The 22,400-nt window shown below is 69.8% G+C and carries 17 protein-coding genes; 6 read left to right on the forward strand and 11 right to left on the reverse strand.

Annotation, left to right across the window (positions count from 1 at the left end; all coding sequences use genetic code 11):
• Window position 1: 1 nt before the first annotated feature.
• Together D7X99_RS19730 and D7X99_RS42865 are read right to left on the reverse strand one after the other, a co-directional pair.
• Window positions 2–1,108, reverse strand: coding sequence for a hypothetical protein (locus tag D7X99_RS19730; RefSeq protein WP_147476192.1), 1,107 nt, complete (start codon window positions 1,106–1,108; stop codon window positions 2–4).
• On the reverse strand, window positions 1,095–2,036 hold the full coding sequence (locus D7X99_RS42865) for a hypothetical protein (RefSeq protein ID WP_158627037.1): 942 nt from the start codon (window positions 2,034–2,036) through the stop codon (window positions 1,095–1,097). The genes D7X99_RS19730 and D7X99_RS42865 overlap by 14 nt, the downstream gene beginning before the upstream one ends.
• Before the next feature lie 125 nt (window positions 2,037–2,161).
• On the opposite strand from D7X99_RS42865, the gene D7X99_RS19740 reads away from it, so the two are divergent.
• Together D7X99_RS19740 and D7X99_RS19745 are read left to right on the forward strand one after the other, a co-directional pair.
• Window positions 2,162–3,826, forward strand: coding sequence for a M14 family zinc carboxypeptidase (locus tag D7X99_RS19740; RefSeq protein ID WP_121779124.1), 1,665 nt, complete (start codon window positions 2,162–2,164; stop codon window positions 3,824–3,826).
• Window positions 3,827–3,943: 117 nt separating this feature from the next.
• Window positions 3,944–6,727, forward strand: coding sequence for a CHAT domain-containing protein (locus tag D7X99_RS19745; RefSeq protein WP_121779125.1), 2,784 nt, complete (start codon window positions 3,944–3,946; stop codon window positions 6,725–6,727).
• A gap of 12 nt (window positions 6,728–6,739) precedes the next feature.
• On the opposite strand, the gene D7X99_RS19750 is transcribed toward D7X99_RS19745, so the two are convergent.
• The 5 genes from D7X99_RS19750 to aspS all read right to left on the reverse strand — a co-directional run bounded on the left by D7X99_RS19750 (window position 6,740) and on the right by aspS (window position 13,232).
• On the reverse strand, window positions 6,740–7,633 hold the full coding sequence (locus D7X99_RS19750) for a hypothetical protein (RefSeq protein WP_147476193.1): 894 nt from the start codon (window positions 7,631–7,633) through the stop codon (window positions 6,740–6,742).
• Window positions 7,630–8,442 (reverse strand): cupin-like domain-containing protein, encoded by an 813-nt coding sequence (locus tag D7X99_RS19755; protein ID WP_121779127.1) that lies wholly within the window; start codon window positions 8,440–8,442, stop codon window positions 7,630–7,632. The genes D7X99_RS19750 and D7X99_RS19755 overlap by 4 nt, the downstream gene beginning before the upstream one ends.
• A 485-nt stretch (window positions 8,443–8,927) precedes the next feature.
• Entirely contained in the window at window positions 8,928–9,917 is a 990-nt protein-coding gene (locus D7X99_RS19760; RefSeq protein WP_121779128.1) for a cupin-like domain-containing protein, read from the reverse strand.
• Window positions 9,918–9,976: 59 nt separating this feature from the next.
• On the reverse strand, window positions 9,977–11,233 hold the full coding sequence (locus D7X99_RS19765; protein WP_121779129.1) for a carbohydrate porin: 1,257 nt from the start codon (window positions 11,231–11,233) through the stop codon (window positions 9,977–9,979).
• Between the two features lie 181 nt (window positions 11,234–11,414).
• Window positions 11,415–13,232 (reverse strand): aspartate--tRNA ligase, encoded by a 1,818-nt coding sequence (gene aspS / locus D7X99_RS19770; RefSeq protein WP_121779130.1) that lies wholly within the window; start codon window positions 13,230–13,232, stop codon window positions 11,415–11,417.
• A 190-nt stretch (window positions 13,233–13,422) separates the two neighbouring features.
• Between aspS and D7X99_RS19775 the strand changes: the two genes are divergently transcribed.
• The 4 genes from D7X99_RS19775 to D7X99_RS19790 all read left to right on the forward strand — a co-directional run bounded on the left by D7X99_RS19775 (window position 13,423) and on the right by D7X99_RS19790 (window position 17,071).
• Window positions 13,423–14,523 carry a hypothetical protein gene (locus D7X99_RS19775; RefSeq protein ID WP_121779131.1) on the forward strand — a complete coding sequence of 367 codons (1,101 nt, stop codon included), beginning with the start codon at window positions 13,423–13,425 and terminating at the stop codon, window positions 14,521–14,523.
• A 23-nt stretch (window positions 14,524–14,546) separates the two neighbouring features.
• Window positions 14,547–15,842 carry a hypothetical protein gene (locus tag D7X99_RS19780; protein ID WP_121779132.1) on the forward strand — a complete coding sequence of 432 codons (1,296 nt, stop codon included), beginning with the start codon at window positions 14,547–14,549 and terminating at the stop codon, window positions 15,840–15,842.
• A gap of 11 nt (window positions 15,843–15,853) precedes the next feature.
• On the forward strand, window positions 15,854–16,630 hold the full coding sequence (locus tag D7X99_RS19785) for a hypothetical protein (RefSeq protein ID WP_121779133.1): 777 nt from the start codon (window positions 15,854–15,856) through the stop codon (window positions 16,628–16,630).
• Between the two features lie 201 nt (window positions 16,631–16,831).
• Entirely contained in the window at window positions 16,832–17,071 is a 240-nt protein-coding gene (locus D7X99_RS19790) for a YHS domain-containing protein (RefSeq protein WP_121779134.1), read from the forward strand.
• Between the two features lie 24 nt (window positions 17,072–17,095).
• Here the strand turns inward: D7X99_RS19790 and recJ are convergent, their stop codons facing one another.
• The 4 genes from recJ to yajC form a co-directional block, all read right to left on the reverse strand.
• Window positions 17,096–18,811: a single-stranded-DNA-specific exonuclease RecJ gene (recJ, locus tag D7X99_RS19795; protein ID WP_120579145.1), complete on the reverse strand. Its 1,716-nt coding sequence runs from the start codon at window positions 18,809–18,811 to the stop codon at window positions 17,096–17,098.
• Window positions 18,812–19,049: 238 nt separating this feature from the next.
• Window positions 19,050–20,219 carry a protein translocase subunit SecF gene (gene secF / locus D7X99_RS19800; RefSeq protein WP_121779135.1) on the reverse strand — a complete coding sequence of 390 codons (1,170 nt, stop codon included), beginning with the start codon at window positions 20,217–20,219 and terminating at the stop codon, window positions 19,050–19,052.
• A gap of 30 nt (window positions 20,220–20,249) precedes the next feature.
• Entirely contained in the window at window positions 20,250–22,022 is a 1,773-nt protein-coding gene (gene secD / locus D7X99_RS19805; RefSeq protein ID WP_121779136.1) for a protein translocase subunit SecD, read from the reverse strand.
• Window positions 22,022–22,372 (reverse strand): preprotein translocase subunit YajC, encoded by a 351-nt coding sequence (gene yajC, locus D7X99_RS19810; protein WP_120597220.1) that lies wholly within the window; start codon window positions 22,370–22,372, stop codon window positions 22,022–22,024. Before yajC ends, secD begins: the two co-directional genes overlap by 1 nt.
• Between the last annotated feature and the right edge of the window lie 28 nt (window positions 22,373–22,400).

Consider the following 22,400-nt stretch of genomic DNA (forward strand, 5'->3'; position numbering starts at 1 on the left):
GTCAATCCGCCGTCTCTTCCGACGCGTCGTCAGGTTCAGGTGGCGGCTGGGGGAACTCCACCTCGGGGTCGTAGGCATCGCTCTCGTCCATCCCCGTCTCCTCCTCGGCGGGTTCGGCGGTGCTCTCCTCCGCCTCCTCCTCGGGGTCGTCTGCGTCGCTCTCGCCCAGCTGCGACCCGTCCTCGTCGGAAGCCTTGAGGGCCGCGGGCTTGTCGAACCGCAGACGGACCGGCGCCTTCTCCGGCTTCGACTCGCATCCCCGCGCATCGAGGAACACGTCCAGCGCAACCACCTCGTCCCAGCGCTGGCTGTCCGAAAGGTCGACCCTTTCGGTGAAGGTCTTTGTCGCCCCGGGTGCCAGGCTGTGCATGCTCAGGTTGTTCGCCAACACGGAGGCCCTGTCCTCGCTCACGTCCTCGTCCGTTCCATACCCCTGGACGCAAACCTGGGCATTGATGCGCCGCCTGCTCACGTTCTTCAGCGTGTATCGGAGTTGGTACTCGTCGCCTTCGCCTCCCTGCCACAGCTTGAGGCCGGACAGCTCCATTTCTCCCGGCTCCAGTCGTCCTGGCCGTCGGGGGGCCGGCGCGTCCGCGGAGGCGGGCTCTCCCGTGGCACGCAGTCGCAACGGCTCGCTGGCCGCCTGGAAGTCGGCCCCCTCGCAGCGCCCCCCCTTGACCGTGTACAGCAGCACCGTCAGGACCGAATCCCAGTTCTCCTCCGGCAGGTAGACGTTGTCGTTGAAGACGTCGTCCGTGCCGCCCTTCACGGTGATGCTTCCCAGGTTCCGCTCGTAGGTGACGAAGCCCATCTCGTCGAGCAGCGCCAGGCAGGACTCCCCACGTCCCTGCGCCGTCCCGGGGTTGGTGAGCGTGTACGTGACGTTCACGAAGTACGGGTCCCGCTTGAGCGTCACGCCGGAGAACTTCAGCGGCTTCGCCACCTTCGCCACCGGCTTCGTTTCCGGGACCCCCGCCTGGGCCGTGGCCACCACGCCCGCGTCCACCGGCGCGCTCGCCTGGGGCTGTTCCTTCTTGCACCCGGACACCCCCGCGCCGCACAGGAGCAGCACGCACAGGATCCGCACCGGCCAATCACTCCGCATCATGATGAACCTCTTCGCTGCCGGACTTCTCCGGGAGGGGGACGGGATGGCCCGGGCCGCCTGCCCCTTCCGACATCACGCAGCCATAGGGGCCCACGAAGAAGCGCAGCACCGTCGCCTCCTCCCAGTGTCTGGCGCGATGAAAGGCGACGGGGGCCGTCTGGGTCGACGAAGCCTTCGGGGCCAGATCGAACTCCCCGACCTCGACCTCTTCCAAAGCGCGTGAGCCCTCTTGCGCGTAGGCCCGCAGGCATCCCGCCCCCGAGGCCCGGTGGTCACTCACGTTCTTCACCGTGAAGGTGAGGGAGGGGCCCTCCGGAGTCCCGGCCTGGCGCAGCTGGAGGCCGGACACCTCGAAGTCCTCCGCCAGCGACGCCGGGGGTGGATCGGGCAGCGGTAGGTCCGCGGGCGCGGGGGCTCCCGTCGGGAGCATCCGGAAGGGCTCACTGGCAGGCTTGATGGGCGTGTCGGAGCAGTAGTCGTTGGCCGCCGTCGTGAAGAGCCTCAAGGAGCGGACCTGGTTCCACTTCAGGTCGTCCACGTACGCCCGGTCCTCGAACGTGTCCTCCAACCCGCCCTTCACGGTGATGCTCCCCAGCCCCCCGACCTCGATGGCCAGCTCATGTGCGTCGAGCAGCATCAGGCACACCTTCTCGCGCGCCTGCGCCGTGCCTGGGTTGGTGAGCGTGTAGGTCACGGTCACTCTGCCGTCTTCCGCGCGCTGGAGCCCCACGTTCGAGAAGCGCAGCGGCTTCCCCCCGTTCGCCACCGTCCCCGCGTCCACGCCCCGGGTGCCCGCGTCCACCACGGCCACGGCCGCCACGCCGGCGTCCACCGTCGCGGGCTGCTCCTTCTTGCAGCCGGCGCCAGACAGCGCCGCGGCGCCCGCCAACAACACGCCCCAGACGTGCCGCTGATCACTGCGCATCATGAGGCCCCCTCCACTGCACAATTTCGTCGGGGTTTCATATGGGACACCGCCACGGCGCGGCAAGACGGCCCCCTATCGCGCGTGCTTGACGCGGCAGGGCCGGAGCGCTCGGATGCGCGGCACCTATGCCCACTCCCAAGCTGCTCACCCGCGCGGAAGCCACCGACTACCAGGAAACGTCCCGCAGCGCCGACGTGGTCGCCTTCGTCGACGCCCTGTGTGCCCAGACCAAGCTCGCCAAGCGCGTGGACTTCGGCCAGAGCGGTGAAGGCCAGCCGCTCATGGCGCTCATCCTGAGCGACCGCAACTGCTTCACGCCGGAGCTGGCGAACAAGCAGAAGAAGATCATCGTGATGGTGGAGGCCAACATCCACGCCGGTGAGGTGGAGGGCAAGGAGACCCTCCAGGCGCTCGCGCGTGACCTCACGCTCACGTCGCTGGGCAAGAAGCTGTTGGACCGGCTGTGCCTCGTGTTCGTCCCCAACTTCAACCCGGACGGCAATGATCGCATCAGCAAGGGCAACCGCGCGCTGGATTTGAAGAACCTGGAGGGCCAGGTCAACCCGCCCGGTGGCGTGGGCATGCGCTACACGGGCGAGGGCTGGAACCTCAACCGCGACAACATGAAGCAGGAGGCGCCGGAGACGCGCGCCATGGCGAAGCTGTACCAGACGTGGTGGCCGCACCTGTTCGTGGACTGCCACACCACCGACGGCAGCATCCACGGGTTCGACCTCACCTTCGACATCCCGCACGGCAACGCGGACCTCATGCACACCTCGCGCGGCGCCAACCGCGAGCTGGCCGAGCGCGTGTCCGCCGCCGTGAAGAAGAAGCACGGCTTCGACAGCTTCTGGTACGGCAACTTCCTCAAGGAAGGCGACCCCACCTCCGGCTGGCACACCTACCCCGCACTGCCCCGCTTCGGCAGCCACTACCGGGGCCTGCTGGGCCGGCTGGACGTGCTGCTGGAGACCTACAGCTACATCGACTTCCCCCGCCGCTGCGCCGTCATCCGCGCGTGGGTGCTGGAGCTCATCCGCGACGCCGCCCGCTACGCCAAGCAGTACCGCGCCGCGACCGGGTTCGAGGAGGCCGCCATCATCGCGCGCGGCAAGACCCCCGACGCGAAGGAATGGGTGGGCATCAACTTCGGCGTCGCCCAGCGCGACGCGGAAGGAGCGCTGGTGTTCGACTACCCGGCCTACGTGCTGGGCAAGGACATCGCGGCCATCAACTCCTTCGACGAGGCCAGCATCCAGGCGCGCCGCTACCCGGGCAAGCGCAAGAAGATCTACAAGACGCCGCACTACCGCACCTTCGTGCCCACGCAGTCGGTGAGCACGCCGTCCGCGTACCTGGTGCCCGCGTCGCTCGCGTCCCGGCTGGAAGGCCACGGCATCCGCTTCGAGAAGCTGGCCAAGGCGGCGCGCTTCCAGGTGGACAGCTACCGCATCGCCCGCCGCGAGCAGACCTTCAGCCCGGACGTCGCCGCCAACGTGCCGCCCCCTGGCCAGGACGAAGTCCCCTTGAGCCAGAGGCCCAAGCCGGTGCGCTTCGAGACCATCCTCACCGTGGCCCCCGAGCGCTCCGAGCGCGAGTTCCCCGCCGGAACCCTCAAGGTCCCCACCGACCAGCGCACGGGCACGCTCATCACCTACCTGCTGGAGCCGCACTCGGACGACGGCTTCTGCCGCTGGCAGTTCCTGGATGAGAGCCTCACGGTGGGCGAGCTGTACCCCATCCACCGGGTCGTGGAGGCCACGCGTCCCCCCCTGAAGGTGGAGTAGGCCTCACACCTCCGGACACCTCCTCGCCCCCAGGTCTGTCATGCCTGGGGGCATTGGCCCTAGACTGGGCCCCGCAGGACCCGCGGAGATGGTGCGGGGGCACGCGGGAGGCCCCGGATGGCTGGCAAGCGGCAAACGCCCCGAGGCACGCGCCTTCCGGGGCGCACAGGCGTGGCGCGCGTCTGGGGACTCGTGGCCCTGGCGCTCTGCATGGCGCTGGGCTTCGTCGCCGTGCGCGTCTGGAAGCAGCGAGGCGCCGGGCCGGAGACGCCCGCGCTGTGGCTCTCGGACGCGACCCACCGTCCCCTGGAGGTGCGGCTGAGCCTCCCCGCCGCGGACGTGTACCGCCCCCATGCGCCCCCGCGGGGACGAGACGCGCTGGCCCCGCCGGTGCCCCTGGGCGCGCTGTCCAGCCTGGAGGAGCGCGGCGACGCGCACGGCGTGGGCGTCAGCTACCTGCTGCATGGCGACACGGAGCAGGGGCTCGCGTACCTGAAGCGCGCGTCGCCCTCGCTGGACCGCGACAGTGACCTGGCCGCCGTCGCCATCCTGCGCGGCCACTCCGACGAAGCCTTGACCCTGCTGGATGCCACGCTGGAGGCCATGCCCGAGCACCCGCAGGCGCGCTGGAACCGCGCCGTGGTGGCGCGCGAGCTGGGGCTGACGCTCCTCTCCGCCACGGCATTCGAAGCGGTGGCCGTGAAGGGCGAGCCCGGCTGGAGCGACGAGGCGCGCGAGCAGGCACGAACGCTGCGCGCCCGGTTCCAGGCCCGGGCGGATGCCTGGAAGGCCACGCGCGAGGCCTTCCACGCCCGGCTGCGCTCGCCCCAGGCGCCCCTGCCGGTGGAGTTCGCGGCCCGCTTCCCGGGGATGGCTCGCGAGTCGTTCTACGAGCTGCTGGCCAGCTCGGAGAGCTCCGCTCAGGTGGAGGCCCTGCTGCCACTCGCGGGGGTGCTGGACCACGCGGCCGGCGGGGGCAGCGTGCTGGAGGACACCGTGCGGCGGATGGCGGTGCTGGACTTCGCGCGCCGGGCGCCGCTCGCGCGGGAGTACGCGAAGCTGGTTCAGGACACGCACCCCACCCCCGCGAACCTCATCGAACGGCTGCGCCAGGAGCCCACGGCGAAGGACCTGCTCCTGGGCGCGCTGCTGCGCACGCCGGGCGTGGCCCGCACGCACGAGGAGCTTCGCGCCCTGACGGTGGGCGAAACGGATCCCTGGATCCTCTCGCGCGTGGCGCAGGAGAGCGCGCGGCTGGACGACCTGTCGGGCCAGGGGACGCAGGCCGGGGACCGGTTGCGGGAGGCGCTGGGCGAGTGCCGCGCGAAGAAGCTGCCCCTGCGCTGCGTGGATCTGCTCATCCGGTTGAGCAGCCGCGCGACCGCGTCGAACCGGCTGGTGGAAGGCGAGGAGTCCGCGAGGGCCGCATGGCAGGAGGCCGCCGCGCTGGGCGAATGGGAACGCGAGGGACAGGCGCTGGTGATGCTGGCCAACGCGACGCGCTTCCAGGTACGGGTGGCGCTCTCCCGGGCCTATCTCACCGAGTCCCTGGCCCGTCAGCCCGACAACTGCATGGCGCGCACGCAGGCGCACCGCAACCTGGCCTCGCTGGCGCTGATGCGCTTCCGTCCGCAGGAGGCGCGGCAGGAGCTGGAGGAATCGCTCGCGTGCGGCCAGACGCCCGGGCTCCAGGGCGCGTGGATCCTCGCGGACCTGGCGCGGCTGGCGCCCCGGCCGTCCGACGAGGCACTCCTGATGGCGGAGCTGGCACGGGTGAGTCCGCTTCGCGAGAACGCGGGGCGGCGCGTGCTGGCCACACTCATTCGAGGCCGGTTCGCGGTGGACCGCGACTGGCGCGAGGGCCAGCGAGTGCTGCGGCAGACCATCGCGGAGGCGGAGCCGCTCCTGCGGGTGAACGCGGATGCGCGCGACGCAAGGGCGGTGGCCTTCCAGACGCTCGCGGTGAGCGCGGGCCACGCCGGGGCCTTCCGGGAGGCCATGGACGTGGTGGCCGAAGGCCTCCAGGTGCCCGTGCCGGAGGGCTGCGTACTGGCGGCGGCGGTGGAGGCGGAGCGCACCGTGACGGTGGTGCGCGGGCCGCGGGGACAGGTGCAGGGCCACTATGACGCATCGCGCACGGTGCCCCTGCGCGATGACCTGACGGGGCTGGTGCCCGGCGAGCTGGTGGAGTTGCTGCGCGACTGCCCCCGCGTGGCGGTGCTGGCCGCGCCGCCCCTGGACAGCCGCGCGGGCCTCCTCCCGGTGGACCTGGCCTGGAGCTATCGGGTCAGCACGGGCGCGCACGCGCCGTCCCCCGCGAAGCCGCCCCTGCACGTCGTGGTGTCGGATGTGGAGCCACCCCTGACGCTGAAGCTGGCGCGGCTGCCCTCGGCGGCGGACGTGGACCTGGCGGGTGCGCAGCGGCTCCTGCGGCTCAAGGGCGCGCAGGCCACGCCCGAGCGCGTGCTGGAGGCGATGGAGCAGGCCACGGACATCGACATCCACGCGCACGGCGTGGTGGACCGCGCGTTGTCGGACGCCACGGTCATCGCGCTGTCGCCGCAGCAGGATGGCCGATATGCGCTCACCGCGGAGGAGCTGCGCCGCCGGCATCTGCATGGCGCTCCCCTGGTGGTGCTGGGCGCATGCAGCGCGGCCCGCCTCCCGCCCATCCTGCATGAGACGTCATCGCTGCCGCAGGCGTTCGTCGCCTCGGGAGCGCGGGCTGTCTTCGCCGCCACGGCGGAGATCCCCAACGACGCGGGCGCCTTCTTCCGCGCGGTGCGCGAGCGCATCCAGTCCGGCGAGGAGCCCTCCCAGGCGCTGCGCGCCGAGCGCCTCGACTGGCACAAGAAGCAACCCAACATGCGCTGGGTGGACAAGGTGCTGCTGTATCAGTAGCGCCCGCGACCCTCAGTCGCGAGGAGGCAGCGGCGAAGGCTGGGGCTCCGCGTCGGCGTCCCAGGTCACGTTCGGTTCCGGCAGCGCGAAGGCCTCGAACGAGACAGCGACGCCGCCCCCGGGAGCGCTGAAGCCGTACCACCAGCCCACCGGCAGCAGCAGGCACTCTCCCGGCGACAGCGTCACGTCCAGGCGCAGGGGTGCGTCGTCAGGCCCCGGCGAAGCCAGGGCCACCCGCCGCAACTCAAAGGCCGGAACGAGCTGGAGCCGCCGCTCCCCGTGCACCTGCGCCAGCAGCACGTTGCGCCGCGCCGCGCGCAGGGGCACTTCCGCGCCGGGCGGCTCCCACCACAGGCGAGGCTCGCACGCACGAGCGTCCTCCGCCGTGAAGCCCCGAAGCGGCGTCAGCCCCCGGGCCAGGCGTTCCAGCCGCGAGTCCTCGAACAGGGGCACGCAGCACGCGTGTCTCGCCTCGCGCTCGCCCAACAACGCGGCCACGTTCCCGGGGCTCCAGGCCTCCGGCTCCAGCGACGCGCTCCATTCCGCGCGCAGCACCACGGGCAGGTTGTCGAAGTAGTAGCGCTCGAAGAACGCGGCGGGCGTCAGCGCGTCATGCCGGTCCACGCGCGGCGGTCCCTCCGTCTGCTGGAACAGCTCCGCGTACACGTCCAGCAGCCCCTCCAGCTTCCGCTGCATGCCCACCGCACGCAGCGCGCCCGCGACGAAGGGCTCCTGCTGCTCCACCTCCACCGCCCGCCGCGCCTGCTCCGGAGCAACACCCGCCTTCTCCAGCGACGCCACCAACTCCTTCGGCGACGCACCGCGCACCAGGTTCTCCACCAGCCACCGCCGCCACTCGGGTGTCAGCGGCGAAGTCCCCGCCTCCACTTCACGCGAAGCTCTCATCGGTGCTCCTCCGGAGGCGTGGCGCCCAGCCAGCCCTCCCGCCAGCAGGTGTTCATCCCAGGTGTCTCTTCGAAGCTCACGAACGTCACCGACAGGCTCGGCTCCACTGCCCGCAGCGCGTGCCACCACCCCACCGGGATGAAGAGCGTATCCCCCGGCCCCACCTCCACCGTGTGCAACGCCACCCGGGCGAAGTCCGGGAAGCGCTCCAGGTCCGGCGCCAGCACGTCCACCGCGCTGTAGAAGCCACGCACGTTGGACATCCACGGCGTCTCCCACGACGGCGCCAGCCACACCTGCTTGCGCCCCCACACCTGGCAGAAAAGGACGTTGAGGTGATCATGATGCAGGTTGGACAGCGTCCCCGCCGGCCCCAGCCACAGGTGCACGCGGTCGGGCCCATGCAGGTCCGGATGGATGTATCCCTCCGGCGCACGCAGGTCCTCCAGCAGCGGCCGGAACGCGTCACGCAACAGCAGGCTGTTCCGAGCCACCAGATACATGTCGTTCGCCGGCGCACCGTCGAACCGCGCCAGCAATTCCCGCAGCGGCACATCCCGGCGCAACCGGTCCGCGTGCAGGTCCGGCAGCTCCTGGGCATCGCGCCCCGCCATCACCTCCACCGTCTCGTCACCGAAACGCTCGGCCATCCACGCGGGCGTCCACCGCGTCCGCGCCGGCCAGTCCTCCATCAAGCCTTCAATGACAACCGGCCGGTTGCGCCGGTAGTAATCCGTGAAGAATTCCGCTGGCGCCAGCCGGGACCGCCGCTCCACGCGCGGCGAGGGCAATGCCTGCCGTCGCGACACCGACCGTGTCTCCAGCAGTGATTCAAGCAATCCAAGACGTGTCGTGAATTCACGTGCCCGCATCACCGCCGGATGTATCTCCGCGGCCCGAATCGTTTCCCAGACAACCTCTGGCGCGATTCCAGCCGTCTCCAGACGGGCCACGAGGCTCTCGGAAGGCACCCCACGCGCAAGGTTCTCCGCGAGCCACGTTCTCCATACAGGGGGGAGGGAAGACGTCATCGCCAGCCCCCTTGAATCGGGCTGAACCATTTGGGTCGTTCACATCCACCCCGAGCGGACTCCATGACGCCTCCCGAGAACTCATACAAGATCGTCCCGAACCCCAATCCCCCTTGTGATCCCGCGCAGGAGGACCTCAGCCGGAAGCGGACGCCTGAAACACCATCGCCCACGCCGCCGCCGTCCACACCGCCCCTTCCTGAAACGCCGAAGGACGAAAACCTCAACGGCTGACGTGAAGCCATTGAAGCGGCGGGCACACCTCAACCGAAGGTGTGCCACCGCGCGTTTCCGCCCGGCACCTCCAGCGACTGGAACGTCAGCGACACGCTCACGTCCAGCGCGAGCACCTGGTGCCACCAGCCCACGGGGATGAAGAGCATCTCCCCCGGGCCCACCACCACCTCGTGCACGTGCGCGGTGGCGAAGTCCGGGAAGCGCTCCAGGTCCGGCGCCGCCGCGTCCACCGGGCTCCACACGTGCTCGCGGTTGTACAGGCGAGGCGTCTCGAACGACGGCACCAACCAGAAGCGCTTGCGCCCGTGGACCTGGCAGAACAGCACCGAGTCCACGTCATGGTGCAGCGCCGTGTGCGTGCCCGCGGGCCCCACCCACAGCTTGATGCTCCCGTGCTGCCGCTTCGGGTACACGAAGCCCGGGGCCGGCCGCAGGTCCTCCAGCAGCCCCCGCAGCTCCGGCCGCTCCAGCGCGAAGTTGCGCGCGGTGAGGTACAGGTCGTTGGACGGCCCGCCGTGCTCCAGCCGGCGGAGGAAGTCGCCCAGGCGCATCACCGTGCGGCACGCATCCGGTGACACGTCATGGTCCACGCGGGCTTCGCGGCCCGCCATGACCTCCACATCCACGTCGCCGTAGTCCCGCGCCAGCGCTTCCGGCCGCCAGCGCTCCAACAACGGCCAGCCCTCCAGGAAGTCCTCCAGGACGACGGGCCGGTGCGCGCGGTAGTAGCGGGCCTGGAACTCCTCCGCGGACACGCCCCGCCGCCGCTCCACCGTCCGGCGGGACTGCGCATGCAGCGCCGCGCGCACGCCCAGGAGCGACACCACCTCCGCCCCCAGCGCCCCGCGCGAGCCACCGGCCTCCACCGCCGGGTGCCGCCGCGCGCGAGCCACCTCCGAATGAGCCTCCTCCGGGGCCACCCCTCCGGCGACCAGTGCCTGGGCCAGCGCCTCCTCAGGCACGCCCCGCAGCAGGTTCTCCGACAGCCACGCATCCCACGAGGGTGACAAGGCCATGGCCCCACTCTAGGCCACCCGCGAAGCGGCACGGAAAGGGGGCCCTCTCCCCACATGCCCTACAGGGTGAGCGCCCCCTTGAGGCCCAGGACGATGATGTTGCGCGCGTCCTCGTCACCGCCGGGGCGGATGTATTGGAAGTTGGGCCGCAGCACGAGCCACGGCGTCGCATGGAGGCTGTAGTACAGCTCGCCCAGGTACTCCGTGCGAGGGATGGGCGTGTCGGGGTCCTGCGCCTGCTTCTGCCGCTGCGCGGTGACGTAGCGCCCGTTGGTGTGCGTGGCGCCCAGCGCGAAGCCCACGTCGTCATCCGCCCGGCCGAACACGCCCGTGTAGCCCAGGCCCAGAGTGTACTGGCCGTCCTGCGTGGAGGTGTCCAGGTCCGTGTGCGTCAGGCGGACGAAGACGTTGAGGCCCTGCGCCTCGTTCTCCGAGCCCGCCACGTGCGTGAGCTGCTGACGCGCGACGAAGTAGATGCCGTATCTCCCTTCGCGCTCCACGCCGGCCAGCAACACGTCCGGCGCGTTGGACGTGTCGTACCAGACGCCCACCTTGTAGAGCCCCTCCAGCAGGTCGCCGTGGAACTTCGGGTTCCAGCCCAGCTCCAGGGGCAACATCACGCCCGTCGCCCCGTTGAAGCGCCCCAGATAGAAGGCCTCCTCCAGGTTGCGAGGGTTCATCTCGTAAGCGGCCAGCTGCACGTACGCCACCTTCGCCAGGTCCACGCGCAGCCGCGTGGCCCACTGGCTCACCGGCCAGTTGAACCAGTAGTTGCCCACGATGTTGCCGGGCTGCGCGCCGCAGAAGGACAGGTTCTGGAAGTCGCAGGGGAAGTCCGCCGTGTCCTCGCCCACCGTCATGCGCCCCAGCTTCAGGTGCACCTGTTCGCCGAAGAAGAGCTGATCCCACCAGAGCTGAGTGAGGCGCCCCACGTTGCCGCGCCCATACACCTCCTGCACCAGCTGGAGGTTCCCCAGCTCCATGTCCGCGTTCAGGTTGTTGCCATTGCGGTACGTGAACGTGAACTGGAAGGTGCCGCCCTTGAGCCCGGCCAGCTTCTCCATGTCCAGACCCAGCCCCACGTTGAGCTGGCCCGCCTGCCGCAGCGCATGGCCCTTGCCACCGCGCGCGTTGAAGGCGAGCTCCGTCACGTAGCGGACCTGGAGCGCCACACCCAATTCGTAGAGAAGCCCGCGCGCCCCGCCCCAGCCACCGGTGAGGCCCGGGGGCATCTTCGTCGTCTCGGCCGCGAAGGCCGGCCCCGCGCACAGCAGGGCCCACGACAGCATCCAGGCCCCGAACGCCCGTCCCCGCATCGCGCCCTCCCCCTCGCACGCCACGGGTCCCCAATGGCCATGGCCACCGGGATGTCCAGCCGTGCCGGGGGGCTGTCCGTCGGCTTCCAGCCACTGCCCCGGGCCCTTCGAACGGCCCGGGGTGCGGCGAGCAACGAAGCAGCAAGCCGGGAGTGTCCACCTCCCGGCGGGACGTGACGGACTACTTCTGCGGCAGCGGCACCGAGCGCACGTGCAGCTCACGCAGCTGCTTCTCGTCCACGTCGCCGGGAGCGCCCGTCATCGTGTCCGTGCCCGTCTTCGTCTTGGGGAACGGAATCACGTCGCGCAGGGACTCCGCGCCGGTGAGCAGCATCACCAGGCGGTCCATGCCCAGCGCGATGCCGCCGTGCGGGGGCGCGCCGAACTTGAGCGCGTCCAGCAGGAAGCCGAACTTCACGCGCGCCTCCTCCTCCTGGATGCCCAGCGCCTTGAACACCTCGCTCTGCACCTTCGGGTCATGCAGGCGGATGGAGCCGCCGCCAATCTCGAAGCCGTTGAGCACCACGTCGTAGCGGTGGCACTTCACGCGGCCGGGGTCGGTCCCCAGGTACTGCACGTCCTCGTCGTGCGGACGGGTGAAGGCGTGGTGCGCCGCCGCCCAGGTGTTCGTCTCCTCGTCGTACTCGAAGAGGGGCGGGTTCACGACCCAGAGGAACTTCCACTGGCCGCCGCTGCCGTACTCGGGGATGAGGCCCAGCTTCTTCGCCACGTGCACGCGCAGGTTCGCCATCACCGTGTGCACCAGCGACTCGCGGCCGAACTGGAACAGGATGAGGTCGCCCGTCTTCGCGTTCACGGCCTGGTTGATGGCCAGCCGCAGCGCCGGGGTAATCGTCTTGGACAGCGGGGACTGGGTCCACTCACCGCCCTCGCCCACCTTCGCGCGAGCCAGGCCCTTGGCGCCCGCCTGCTTCGCGAAGTCCTCCAGCTTGTCGCTCTCCGCGCGGGACAGCGCCTTCTCCGCCGGGACGACCATCGCCTTGACGATGCCCTTGTCCTGCACCGCGTCCCACATCATGGGCACGCCGCCCGCGGCGCCGTGCTCGCGGATGACGTCCGTGAGCACCACGTGCTCCAGCCCGAAGCGCAGGTCCGGCTTGTCGTTGCCGTACTTCGCCATGGACTCGTAGAAGTCCATGCGCATGAAGGGCGTCGGGATGTCGATGCCCAGCACCTCGCCCCACAGCTTCTTCAGCAGGCCCTCGATGATGGTGAAGATGTCGTCCTGGGTGACGAAGCTCATCTCCACGTCGATCTGCGTGAACTCCGGCTGCCGGTCCACGCGCAGGTCTTCGTCGCGGAAGCACTTCACGATCTGGAAGTACCGGTCGAAGCCCGCGACCATGAACAGCTGCTTGTACAGCTGCGGGCTCTCCGCCAGCGCGTAGAACTTGCCCGGGTTGAGGCGGCTGGGGACCAGGAAGTTACGCGCGCCGCCCGGCGTGTACTTGCCCATGAAGGGCGTCTCCAGCTCCAGGAAGCCGTTGCCCGCCATGTACGAGCGCGCCAGCGTGTTCATCTTCGAGCGCGTCATCAGCGTCTTCTGGAGCGGCCCGCGGCGCAGGTCCAGGTAGCGGTGCGCCAGGCGCTTCTCCTCGGACGTCTCCACGTTGTCCTCGATGAGGAACGGCGTGGGCTCCGAGCGGTTGAAGATGGTCAGGTCCGAGGCCTTCACCTCGATCTCGCCCGTCTTCATCTTCGGGTTCACGTTCTTGCCGCGCGACAGCACCTTGCCCTTGATGCCGACGCAGTACTCCAGGCGCAGGTGGCCGGCCGTCTCGTGGGCATCCTTGCTGTCCGGCTCGAACACCACCTGGGTGAGCCCTTCGCGGTCCCGCAGGTCGATGAACACCGCGCCGCCATGGTCGCGGCGGTTGTGCACCCAGCCGAAGAGGACCACTTCTTCGCCAACGTTCGCGGCCGTGAGCTGACCGCACGTGTGGGTACGCTTGACCTCTGAAATGAACGGGACCGCCATGGAGACCGCCTGCGTTTGGTTCGGGAAGGAAGGCCGGGCACCATAGCGGATCGTGGAAACGACGCGTCAAGGAATCCATGGCCCGAAAGCCCCCGTGTTTTCACCGTCATCTCCCTCGGAAGACGGGCGCATGAGCAGGCAGGCGCGCACGTCCCCGCAACCGGGAATTGGATCCCGGGTTGAAGCCCCCATGCAGGGGGACCTGGAGACCCGCCGCCGGCCCAAGGGCATGCCCCCGTGCGTGCGCGCGGGGTGGGTGCTGCTGGCGCTGTTGGGGGCGCGAAGCGCAGGGGCGGAAGTGGCGGACAGCTCCGTCACGCTCGAAGCGAGCGGCGGCCACGGCTATGCCCTGTGGAGCCTGCTGGGCGACGTGGGCGTGGGGGAAGCGACCTTCGTCACGCTGGGCTACACCGGCGTGCGTCCGGAATCCGGCACCGCGGCCACCCATCAACTCTCCCTGGGCATGGACCACCTGGCGGGCGAACACTGGCTCCTCTCCGGCGTCGTCAGCCTGGGCCTGTCCAAGGCCTCGGACACGGAGCTGACCCAGGAGCGCCCCCGCCTCAACGTCCCCGGCCTCACCGCCCGGACGGGCTCCGGCAGCCAGGCGGTGCAGCTGGGCGCGGCCTGGGACTCGGCGGGCTTCGGCACCTGGGAGTACGGCCTGGACGCGGGCGTGGGCGTCAGCCGCAACCCGCTGCGCCGCCAGCTGCTCACCGTCTCCGACGGCGCCGCCACGGAGCGCTACGCCCAGGAGGACATCCTCTGGTCGGCCCGCCCCACGCTGGGGGCGCGGGTCCTCTGGAAGGGCCAGTGGGAGCTGGGGCTGCGCGGGGCTTTTGCCTTCTACAGCGAGGACCCGCTCACCGCGGGCCAGTTCACCGACGCGGAGACGAACCAGCTGGAGGCCCAGCTCGAAAGCCGGGTGGCCGCCCGCAAGGCCCTGGCGGGACTGCGCCGCCGCCAGCTGCGCGACCTGGGCGCGGCCGTGGCGCGGCGCCTGGGCGAGGTCAACGCCACCACCGGCTTCCCCTCCGCCCCGGTCCGCTGGGACCTGAGGCCGTCCCTCTCCTGGCGCCTCACCCCCGCCCTCCGGGGCCAGCTGTCCTACGCCTTCACCCGGTACGTGCCGGGTGAGGGCGTGGCGCACGTGGTGGCCACCCGGTGGACGGTCCGCCTGGGCGACGCGGTGCGGCTGTGGGCCTCCGTGGCCCTCCAGCGGGACGTGCCGGTGGACCTCCCCGTGGACACCTCCGGCCTGCTCACACTCGGAGGGGAATACACGTTCTGAGCGGTCCGGAGTAAAACGGCGTCATGCTCCGAACAGTCACCACCGCCGCCGTCGGGCTGGCCCTGGCCACGGGCTGCGCGCCGGACAGCGAGGCCCCCGTCAAGGTCTCCGTCCTGTCCCGCTCCAGCAATGGCCAGTACGTCCCCACGCAGGTCGAACTCACCACCATCGAGGACGTCGTCGGCCTGAAGGGCACCGTCGGCGACCTCCAGGGCGGTGCGCGCATCGTCATCGACGTGAACGACCCCGCGCTCCAGAACGCCACCGCGGACAACGTCGCGGAAGTGCTGCTCAAGAAGTCCGGCCACGACGTGAAGGCCAGCTACATCAGCCAGAAGGACGAGAAGACGGGCGATGACGTCCTCTGGCCCGCGGACTTCCACTCCTGGAACATGGTGACCTCGTATTACAACCTCGAGCGCGCCAACGAGTACTTCCGCACCGTCGCCAACGTGAAGGTCGTCTCCTTCGAGCCCACGCCGACGCTCTACTACTTCCCTGAGTTCATCCAGGCGCAGGTGAGCAAGGAGCCGGCGCGCGACAACGCCATCTTCTACCCGGTGCTCCAGTCGTTCATGGTGCTGCCGTTCGATCAGATCCAGCGCGCGCCCCTGCCCCTCAACGCGGCGGTGATGGCGCACGAGTATTCGCACCTGGTGTTCAACCGGCTGGCGTACGCCGGGCAGTCCCTGCCCGTGGCGTTGTCCAACTGGTCCGCGGGGAACCCCAGCCAGGGCGCCAACGTGCTCAAGTCCTTCGACGAGGGACTGGCGGACTACCACGCCTACGGCGCCACCTGCCGCAGCGTCAGCGGGTGTGACCCCCGCTTCATGTCGACCTCGTTCGACGGCGGCCCCTTCGCCGGGGTGACGGACGCGAGAGATCTGTCGCGCGGAGACCGCTGCATGAGCGCGCTCCTGTACGCCCGCGTGCAGCAGCAGGACGTGGGCACCTTCTCCGCCGACGGCGCCGAGTACCAGGTGGGCACGCTGCTGGCGACCGCGCTCTACCAGGCGGGCCGCTCCACCGGCCAGGAGGCCCAGCTGCAGCGCGACATCGTCTCCGCGTACTACGACACCGACCCCGCGAAGCCGGGCATCTTCCAGTACACCCAGCTGGTGCTGGGCGATCAGTCCCAGTTCTCGCTGGCGGTCCCCGCCGCCGCCATCATCTCGCACATCTCCGACCTGGATCTGCGCAAGGCCGTCTGCAACGAGTTCATGGACCACCTGCAGATCCCGCGCGAGCTCCTCATCGGCGCCAACCTCTGCCCGGCCAGCGCCGCGGGCGGCACCACCTGCCCCAGCATCTTCCAGTGAGGCCCGCTCCCTTGAACACCTGGCTCAAGGCCTGCCTCGCCGGCAGCCTGCTCTTCACCCCTGTCGCGTTCGCCCAGAGCGCGGATGACGACGACCCCTACGCCTACCCGGAGCAGGAAGCCGAACGCGCCCAGCAGAAGGCCCAGAAGGACGACGACGACGCCTACGATCGCCGCCGCAGGCTGGTGGACGAAACGGACGAGTTCCGCGAGGCCGCCGAGGCCACCAACGACGACGGCTTCCGCGGCATGTCCCGCCTGGACGACCCCAACCTGGGCGTCGCGGTGGAGCTGGTGGCCGGCCTGTTGATGGTGGACAGTGCCCGCGGCGACTTCTCCGACAACAAGCCCGGCCTGGGCGTGCGCGCCACCTGGGAGTTCGGCCGCAACTTCTTCACGGAGAACGCGACCCTGCGCGAGGCCCTCTTCGCGGACCTGCGCTGGCTCTACGGCAGCCTCAGTGACGGCACGGAATTCATCAAGGGGGACACGCGGCTTCACTACTTCACGCTCGCGCCCGCCTGGCTGTTCCAATTCGGCGACTCGCCCTTCGGTCTGTACCTTCAGGCCGGTGGCGGACTCGCCTACCAGAACACCGGCATCACCGTGGGCGAGGAGGAGACCCAGGTGAACGGCCTCAAGCCCGTCGTCCAGTACGGCCTGGGCCTCCGCGGCCGGCCCGCCCTGTCGCGCACGCTGCACCTCACCTTCCGCATCGAGGCCATGGGCCTGCGGCGCGGCTACGCCAACGACTTCTTCCTGGGTGGCAGCGCCGGCGTCGGCTTCTGAAGCACCACCCGTTTTTGTCCCTTCGGCCCCCGCGCCCTTCCCACCCGGGAAGCGGTGGCGGGGGCTGAACTTTTTCCCCCTCCCTCGCGCCCGCGGGCACGGCCCCCTGCTTGGTATTCCAAGGAGATGGACCCCTGGCATGCCCCCTGCTTACATTCGCGCCGGTTGGGGGAGTCGGGGGCGTCGGGCTGGAGGTGGAAGATGAACGGCGAACAGGAACAAGGGCAGGGCAACACCAGGCACTGGGATCCGGTGTGCGGCAGGCACCTGGAGGCGCCGGAGGGCCATCCCTCGTCGGAGTACAAGAAGCGCCGGTACTTCTTCTGCTCGGAGGGCTGCCGCACCGCCTTCGAGCGGCAGGCGGAGCGCTTCCGCCTCAACGAGCTGGCGCGGGCCGGCGCGTTGATGTCGCCGGGCCGGGTGCGCTGGGGGCTCGCGTAGCGCGGGCCAAAGCCTGGGACGGCGTCAGGCGGCCTGACGCACGTCCTTGAGGCGCAGGGACAGCTTGCGCTGGCCGCGGAAGGTGTCGAAGCCGGCCTGGAAGGCCAGGTCCACCGGCCCCTCCACCAGCGACACGCGGTCCGCCATGCCGAAGCCAATGGCATCCAGCTCCGGAGCGTCCACGAGCGCCAGCTTCAGGTGCCCCGCGCCAGGCACCCCGGACTTCGCGGGCAGCACGCGAGGCCGGGCCTGCTGGCCGCGCAGCACCAGCACCGGCTCCGGGTTGCCCTGACCGAAGGGCCCCAGCTTCTGCAGCGACTCCACGGCCGTCGCGTCCAGGTCGCGAGGGTTCACCACCGCGTCCACGCGGCAGCGCGGAATCATGTCCTCCGGCGTCAGCCGCTGGAGGGCAATCTTCGCGAAGGCCTCGCGGAAGGCGGGCAGCTGCTTCGCGTCGATGGTGAGGCCCGCGGCGTGCTTGTGCCCGCCGTAGCGCATGAGCAGGTCCGAGCACCCGGTGAGCGCGTCGTACAGGTGGAATGCCTCGATGCTGCGCGCCGAGCCCTTCCCCACCCCGTCCTTCACGCCCACCATCACCGTGGGCCGGTGGTAGCGCTCCACCACGCGCGACGCCACGATGCCGATGACGCCCGGGTGCCAGCCCTCGTCGTAGAGCACCAGCCCGCGCGAGTCCTTGTGCTCCTCCGCCTGCGCCAGCGCCTGCGTGAGGATGCCGCTCTCAATGCCCTGCCGCTCCGCGTTCGCGCGATCCAACACCTGCGCCAGCGAGCGCGCCGTCTCCACCGAGTCCGCGCAGAGCAGCTGCAGGCCCAGCGACGCGTCATGCAGGCGCCCCGCGGCGTTGATGCGGGGCCCCAGGCGGAAGCCCACCTGCCCCGCGGTGACAGTGGCGTCCGGCTCCAGGCCGGCCACCTCCTTCAGCGCGCGGATGCCGGGACGGCGGCCCTGGGACAGCTCCTGGAGGCCGTGCGCCACGAGGATGCGGTTGGCGCCGGTGAGCGGCACCACGTCCGCCACGGTGGCCAGCGCCACCAGGTCCATCAGCGCCTTGAGGTTGGGCTCCTTGCGCGTGGCGAAGAAGCCGTCGTCGCGCAGGCGCTTGCGCAGGCCCATGCAGAGGTTGAAGGCCACGCCCGCGGCGCACAGCACCTTGGTGGGGTACTCGCAGCCGGGCTGGTGCGGGTTGAGCACCGCGGTGGCGGGCGGCAGCGTGGGCGGCACCGTGTGGTGGTCCACCACCACGACCTCCAGGCCCAGCTCCTTCGCGCGGGCAATCTCCGCCACGGAGGTGATGCCGCAGTCCAGCGTCACCAGCAGGCGCGTGCCGTCCTGCGCGATGCGCTCCACCGCGCCCAGGTTGAGGCCATAGCCCTCGTCCAGCCGGTGCGGGATGTACGTGGAGGGCGTGGCGCCCAGCTCCTTGAGGAACAGGTACATGAGCGACGTGGAGGACACGCCGTCCACGTCGTAGTCCCCGTAGAGCGTCACCTTCTCCTTGAGCCGCACCGCGCGCAGCACGCGCTCCACCGCGGGGCCCATGCCCTTCATCCGGAACGGGTCCGGCAGGTCCGCCAGCCGGTCCGACAGGAACGCCGACGCCGCCTCCGGCGTGCGGTAGCCCCGGTGGAGCAACACCCTCGCCGCCAACGGGTGCAGCGACAGCTCACCCGCGAGCGAACCGACCTCCTGCTCGACGACATCTGGAAGCAACCACCGCATGGTGAAGGACAGTACCTCAGACGTCCGACCAAGGCAGTCCAACCCGCCCACTCACACCACCCTCCTGCACGTCTGTTCAGACGCGCGCTCGCCTGCCTTCCTGCCCCCAACCTGCACGGCGAGTGCGCGGTGCCGCGAGGGACGCGTCGCTGACGCTGGGCGCGCGCTTCTGAAAAGCGAAGGGCCCTCGCTTCCACATGGGAAGGAGGGCCCTCGTCGCATCAAGACGTCAGACAGCTCAGGCCGTCTTCGGCTCCTGCTTGGAGCCACCGGAGTGGCCCTCGCGGGCGTGCGCGCGCTCGTCCAGCCAGATGACCAGCGGGCTGGCGATGTACACGGACGAGTAGGTGCCCACGAGGATGCCCACCAGCATCGCCATGGCGAAGTCGAAGATTTCGCCCACGCCGAAGATGAGCAGACCGATGAGCGACAGCGCCGTCACGCCGGACGTGAGGATGGTGCGGCCCAGCGTGTCGTTGACGGCGATGTTGATGATCTCCGGCAGCGGCTTGCCCTTGTACTTCACCATGTCCTCACGGATGCGGTCGTAGATGACGATGGTGTCGTTGACGGAGTAACCCACCACGGTGAGCAGCGCGGCGATGGACGTGAGGTTGAACTCGCGCCGGCTCACCAGGTAGTAGCCCGCCACCATCACCACGTCGTGGAGCATGGACAAGAGCGCGCCCGGGCCGAACTTGAAGTCGAAGCGGAACGCCACGTACAGGAGGATGGCGAGCATCGAGTACACCAGCGCCATGATGCCGCGGTTGCGCAGCTGCTTGCCCACCTGCGGGCCCACGTAGTCCACGCGACGCTGCTCGAAGCCAGGCTTGTCCAGGCCCGCGCTCAGCGCCGAGTACACCTTGTCCGCCATGCCGCTCGCGACGACCTGGTAGTCATAGCCGGTGCCGCCCTGGTTCGCGCCCAGGTCGCGCACCTCCTGCACGCCGATGCCCGCGCCATCCTGCACGGCCTTCTTCACCGCCTCTACGGACAGGGGCTGCGCGGAGCGGAAGTTCACGATGCCGTTCGCCATGTCGGCGTAGACGTTGCGCGTCTCACCCAGGCCCTGGATGGCCGTCTTCGCACGCTCGGCGTTCTCCTCCGTGAGCTGCGTGACGCCGCCCATCCGCAGGAGGAAGGAGTTCTCATCCGCGGATCCGATGCCCTGGACGCTGACGTCGTGCAGACCGCCGGCCTGGGCCTTCTCGCGGACCTGCGCGGCGGTGGTGGAGGTGTTGTACTTCAGCTCCACCACCGTGCCGCCGGCGAAGTCCACGCCGAAGTTGAACCCCACCGCGGCGATACCGACGATGATGGCCAGGTTGATGAGGGTGGAGATGAAGAGCGCCGGCTTGCGCTTGCTGATGAAGTCGATGTTCGTCTTGTGCTTGAGAATCTGCATGGCGGATTTCCCGAAGGCGCTGGAGGCCCGTTAGACGGACACCGACTGCGCGTTGCGGCCGTGGACGAAGTAGGTCGTGATGACGCGCGTCACGACGATGGACGTGAACAGCGACGCCAGCAGGCCCACGATGAGCGTGGTGGCGAAGCCGCGGATCGGGCCCGTACCGGTGAAGAACAGGATGGAGCCCGCGAGCAGCGTCGTCACATGCGCGTCGAAGATGGTCCAGAAGGCGCGGTCGTAGCCCTGGTCCACCGCGGCGCGCGCGGACTTGCCGTGGGACAGCTCCTCTCGGATGCGCTCGTTGATGAGCACGTTCGCGTCCACCGCGATGCCCAGCGTGAGCACGAAGCCCGCGATGCCCGGCAAGGTCAGCGTGGCATTGAAGAACGCCAGGCCCGCCAGGATGAGCAGGCCGTTGAGCAGCAGCGCCACGTCCGCGATGAGGCCGGACTTGCGGTAGTAGACCGCCATGAAGACGACGACGAGCGCCAGGCCCACCAGCGCGGCCAGGCTGCCCTTCTTGATGAGCTCGTCGCCCAGCGTCGCGCCCACCTGACGGATTTCGCCCACCGTCACCGGCGCGGGCAGCGCACCGGCCTTGAGCACCAGCGCCAGCGTCTGCGCCTCGCCCAGCCACTCCTCGAAGCTGCGCCCGCTGGCGCGGCCCATGGTGATGCGCGCGCGGCCGCCGCCGATCTTCTCGTTGATGCGCGGGGCGGTGTGCACGTTGTCGTCCAGCACGATGGCCATCCGGCGACCCACGGCGGCCTCGGTCAGCTTCTCGAACTCGCGCGAACCGGCCGGGTCGAACGCGATGTTCACCTCCGGCTCGTTCATCTGGCTGACGGACGCGTCCGCGCCCGCCAGGCTCTCACCGGTGAGCGGAACGTTCTTGTCCAGCAGGTAGCTGCGGTACGCGATGCAGTCGTTCTTCTTCACCGGGCTCGCCACGCACTCGGTGACGACGTCGCGGCCCTCCGGCGTCTTGTCCTTCGCGTACGCCAGCAGGGCCTCGCGGTTGGGCGAGGACAGCTGCGGGAAGCCCTCGTCCTCCACCAGGGTGATCTTGCTCTCCGCGGGGGGCGGGTGCTGCTGGTACATCTGCGCGAACACCTGCGGGTTGGTGTCGTCCACCATCCGGAACTCCAGCTGCGCGGTGGTGCCCACCAGCTCCTTGGCCTGCTCCGGGTTGCTGCGGCCGGGCAGCGAGATCTGGATGGAGTCCGTGCCCAGCTTGCGCACGTCCACTTCCGCCACGCCCCACTTGTCGATGCGGCGGCGGATGACGAGCATCGCCTGGTCCACGGCCTCGTCGCGGAAGCGGTTCACCTGGCCCTCGTCCGGCTTGAGCACCAGCGTGCCGCCGTTGCGGGACTCCACGGTGAAGTCGGTGAAGGTGGCGAGCACTTCCTTCTGGATGGCGTCCATGGTGCCCGGGTCCTTCGCGGTCAGCACCAGCTGCAGCCGCTCCGGGTCCGTGTCCGCCGTCACCTCACCCAGCTTCTTGTCGTTGACGTAGGTGGCGATCTGCGTCCCGCGGCGCTCGGTGCGCTTCTGCAGGGCCGTCTTGGTGTCCACCCGCATCACCATGTGGATGCCGCCCTGCAGGTCCAGCCCCAGGTTGAGGCGGTACTTCGCGGGAGGCGCCCACGCGGGCAGCCGCTGCTCCAGCACGGCGATGTTGTTGCGCTCGGCGCGGTCCAACACCACCAGCGAGTAGTAAGTCGGGACGAGGAACCAGATCGTTCCCAGCGTCACCGCGACGATCATTCCGAACTTCCACCACCAGCCGCGGTCCATTACTTCTCCTCCTTCTTCTCAGCGGGGGCCGCCGCCGGGGCGCCCGCCACCGGAACGGTTCCCTTCGCACTGACAGCCGTCTTGAGCACGCGCACGCGCACTCCGCTGGCGATTTCCACCGTCACGGTGGAGTCGTCCACCTGGTGGATGCGTCCGAGGATGCCGCCGGACGTCACGACGTCATCCCCCTTCTTCAGCCCCGCGAGCAGGTTGCGGTGCTCCTTGAGCTGCTTCTGCTGGGGGCGGATCATCACGAAGTACATGATGGCCACCAGCACGGCGAGGAAGCCGAAGGTCCCCAGGGGGGAACCGGCCCCGGCCTGCGCGAGAATCAGGAAACTGTCAGCCACGTACTGCCTCGTCTTTTGGAAGGGAGGA

This window comes from Corallococcus sp. AB032C (assembly GCF_003668935.1).
In the GTDB taxonomy this organism is placed as follows: domain Bacteria; phylum Myxococcota; class Myxococcia; order Myxococcales; family Myxococcaceae; genus Corallococcus; species Corallococcus exiguus.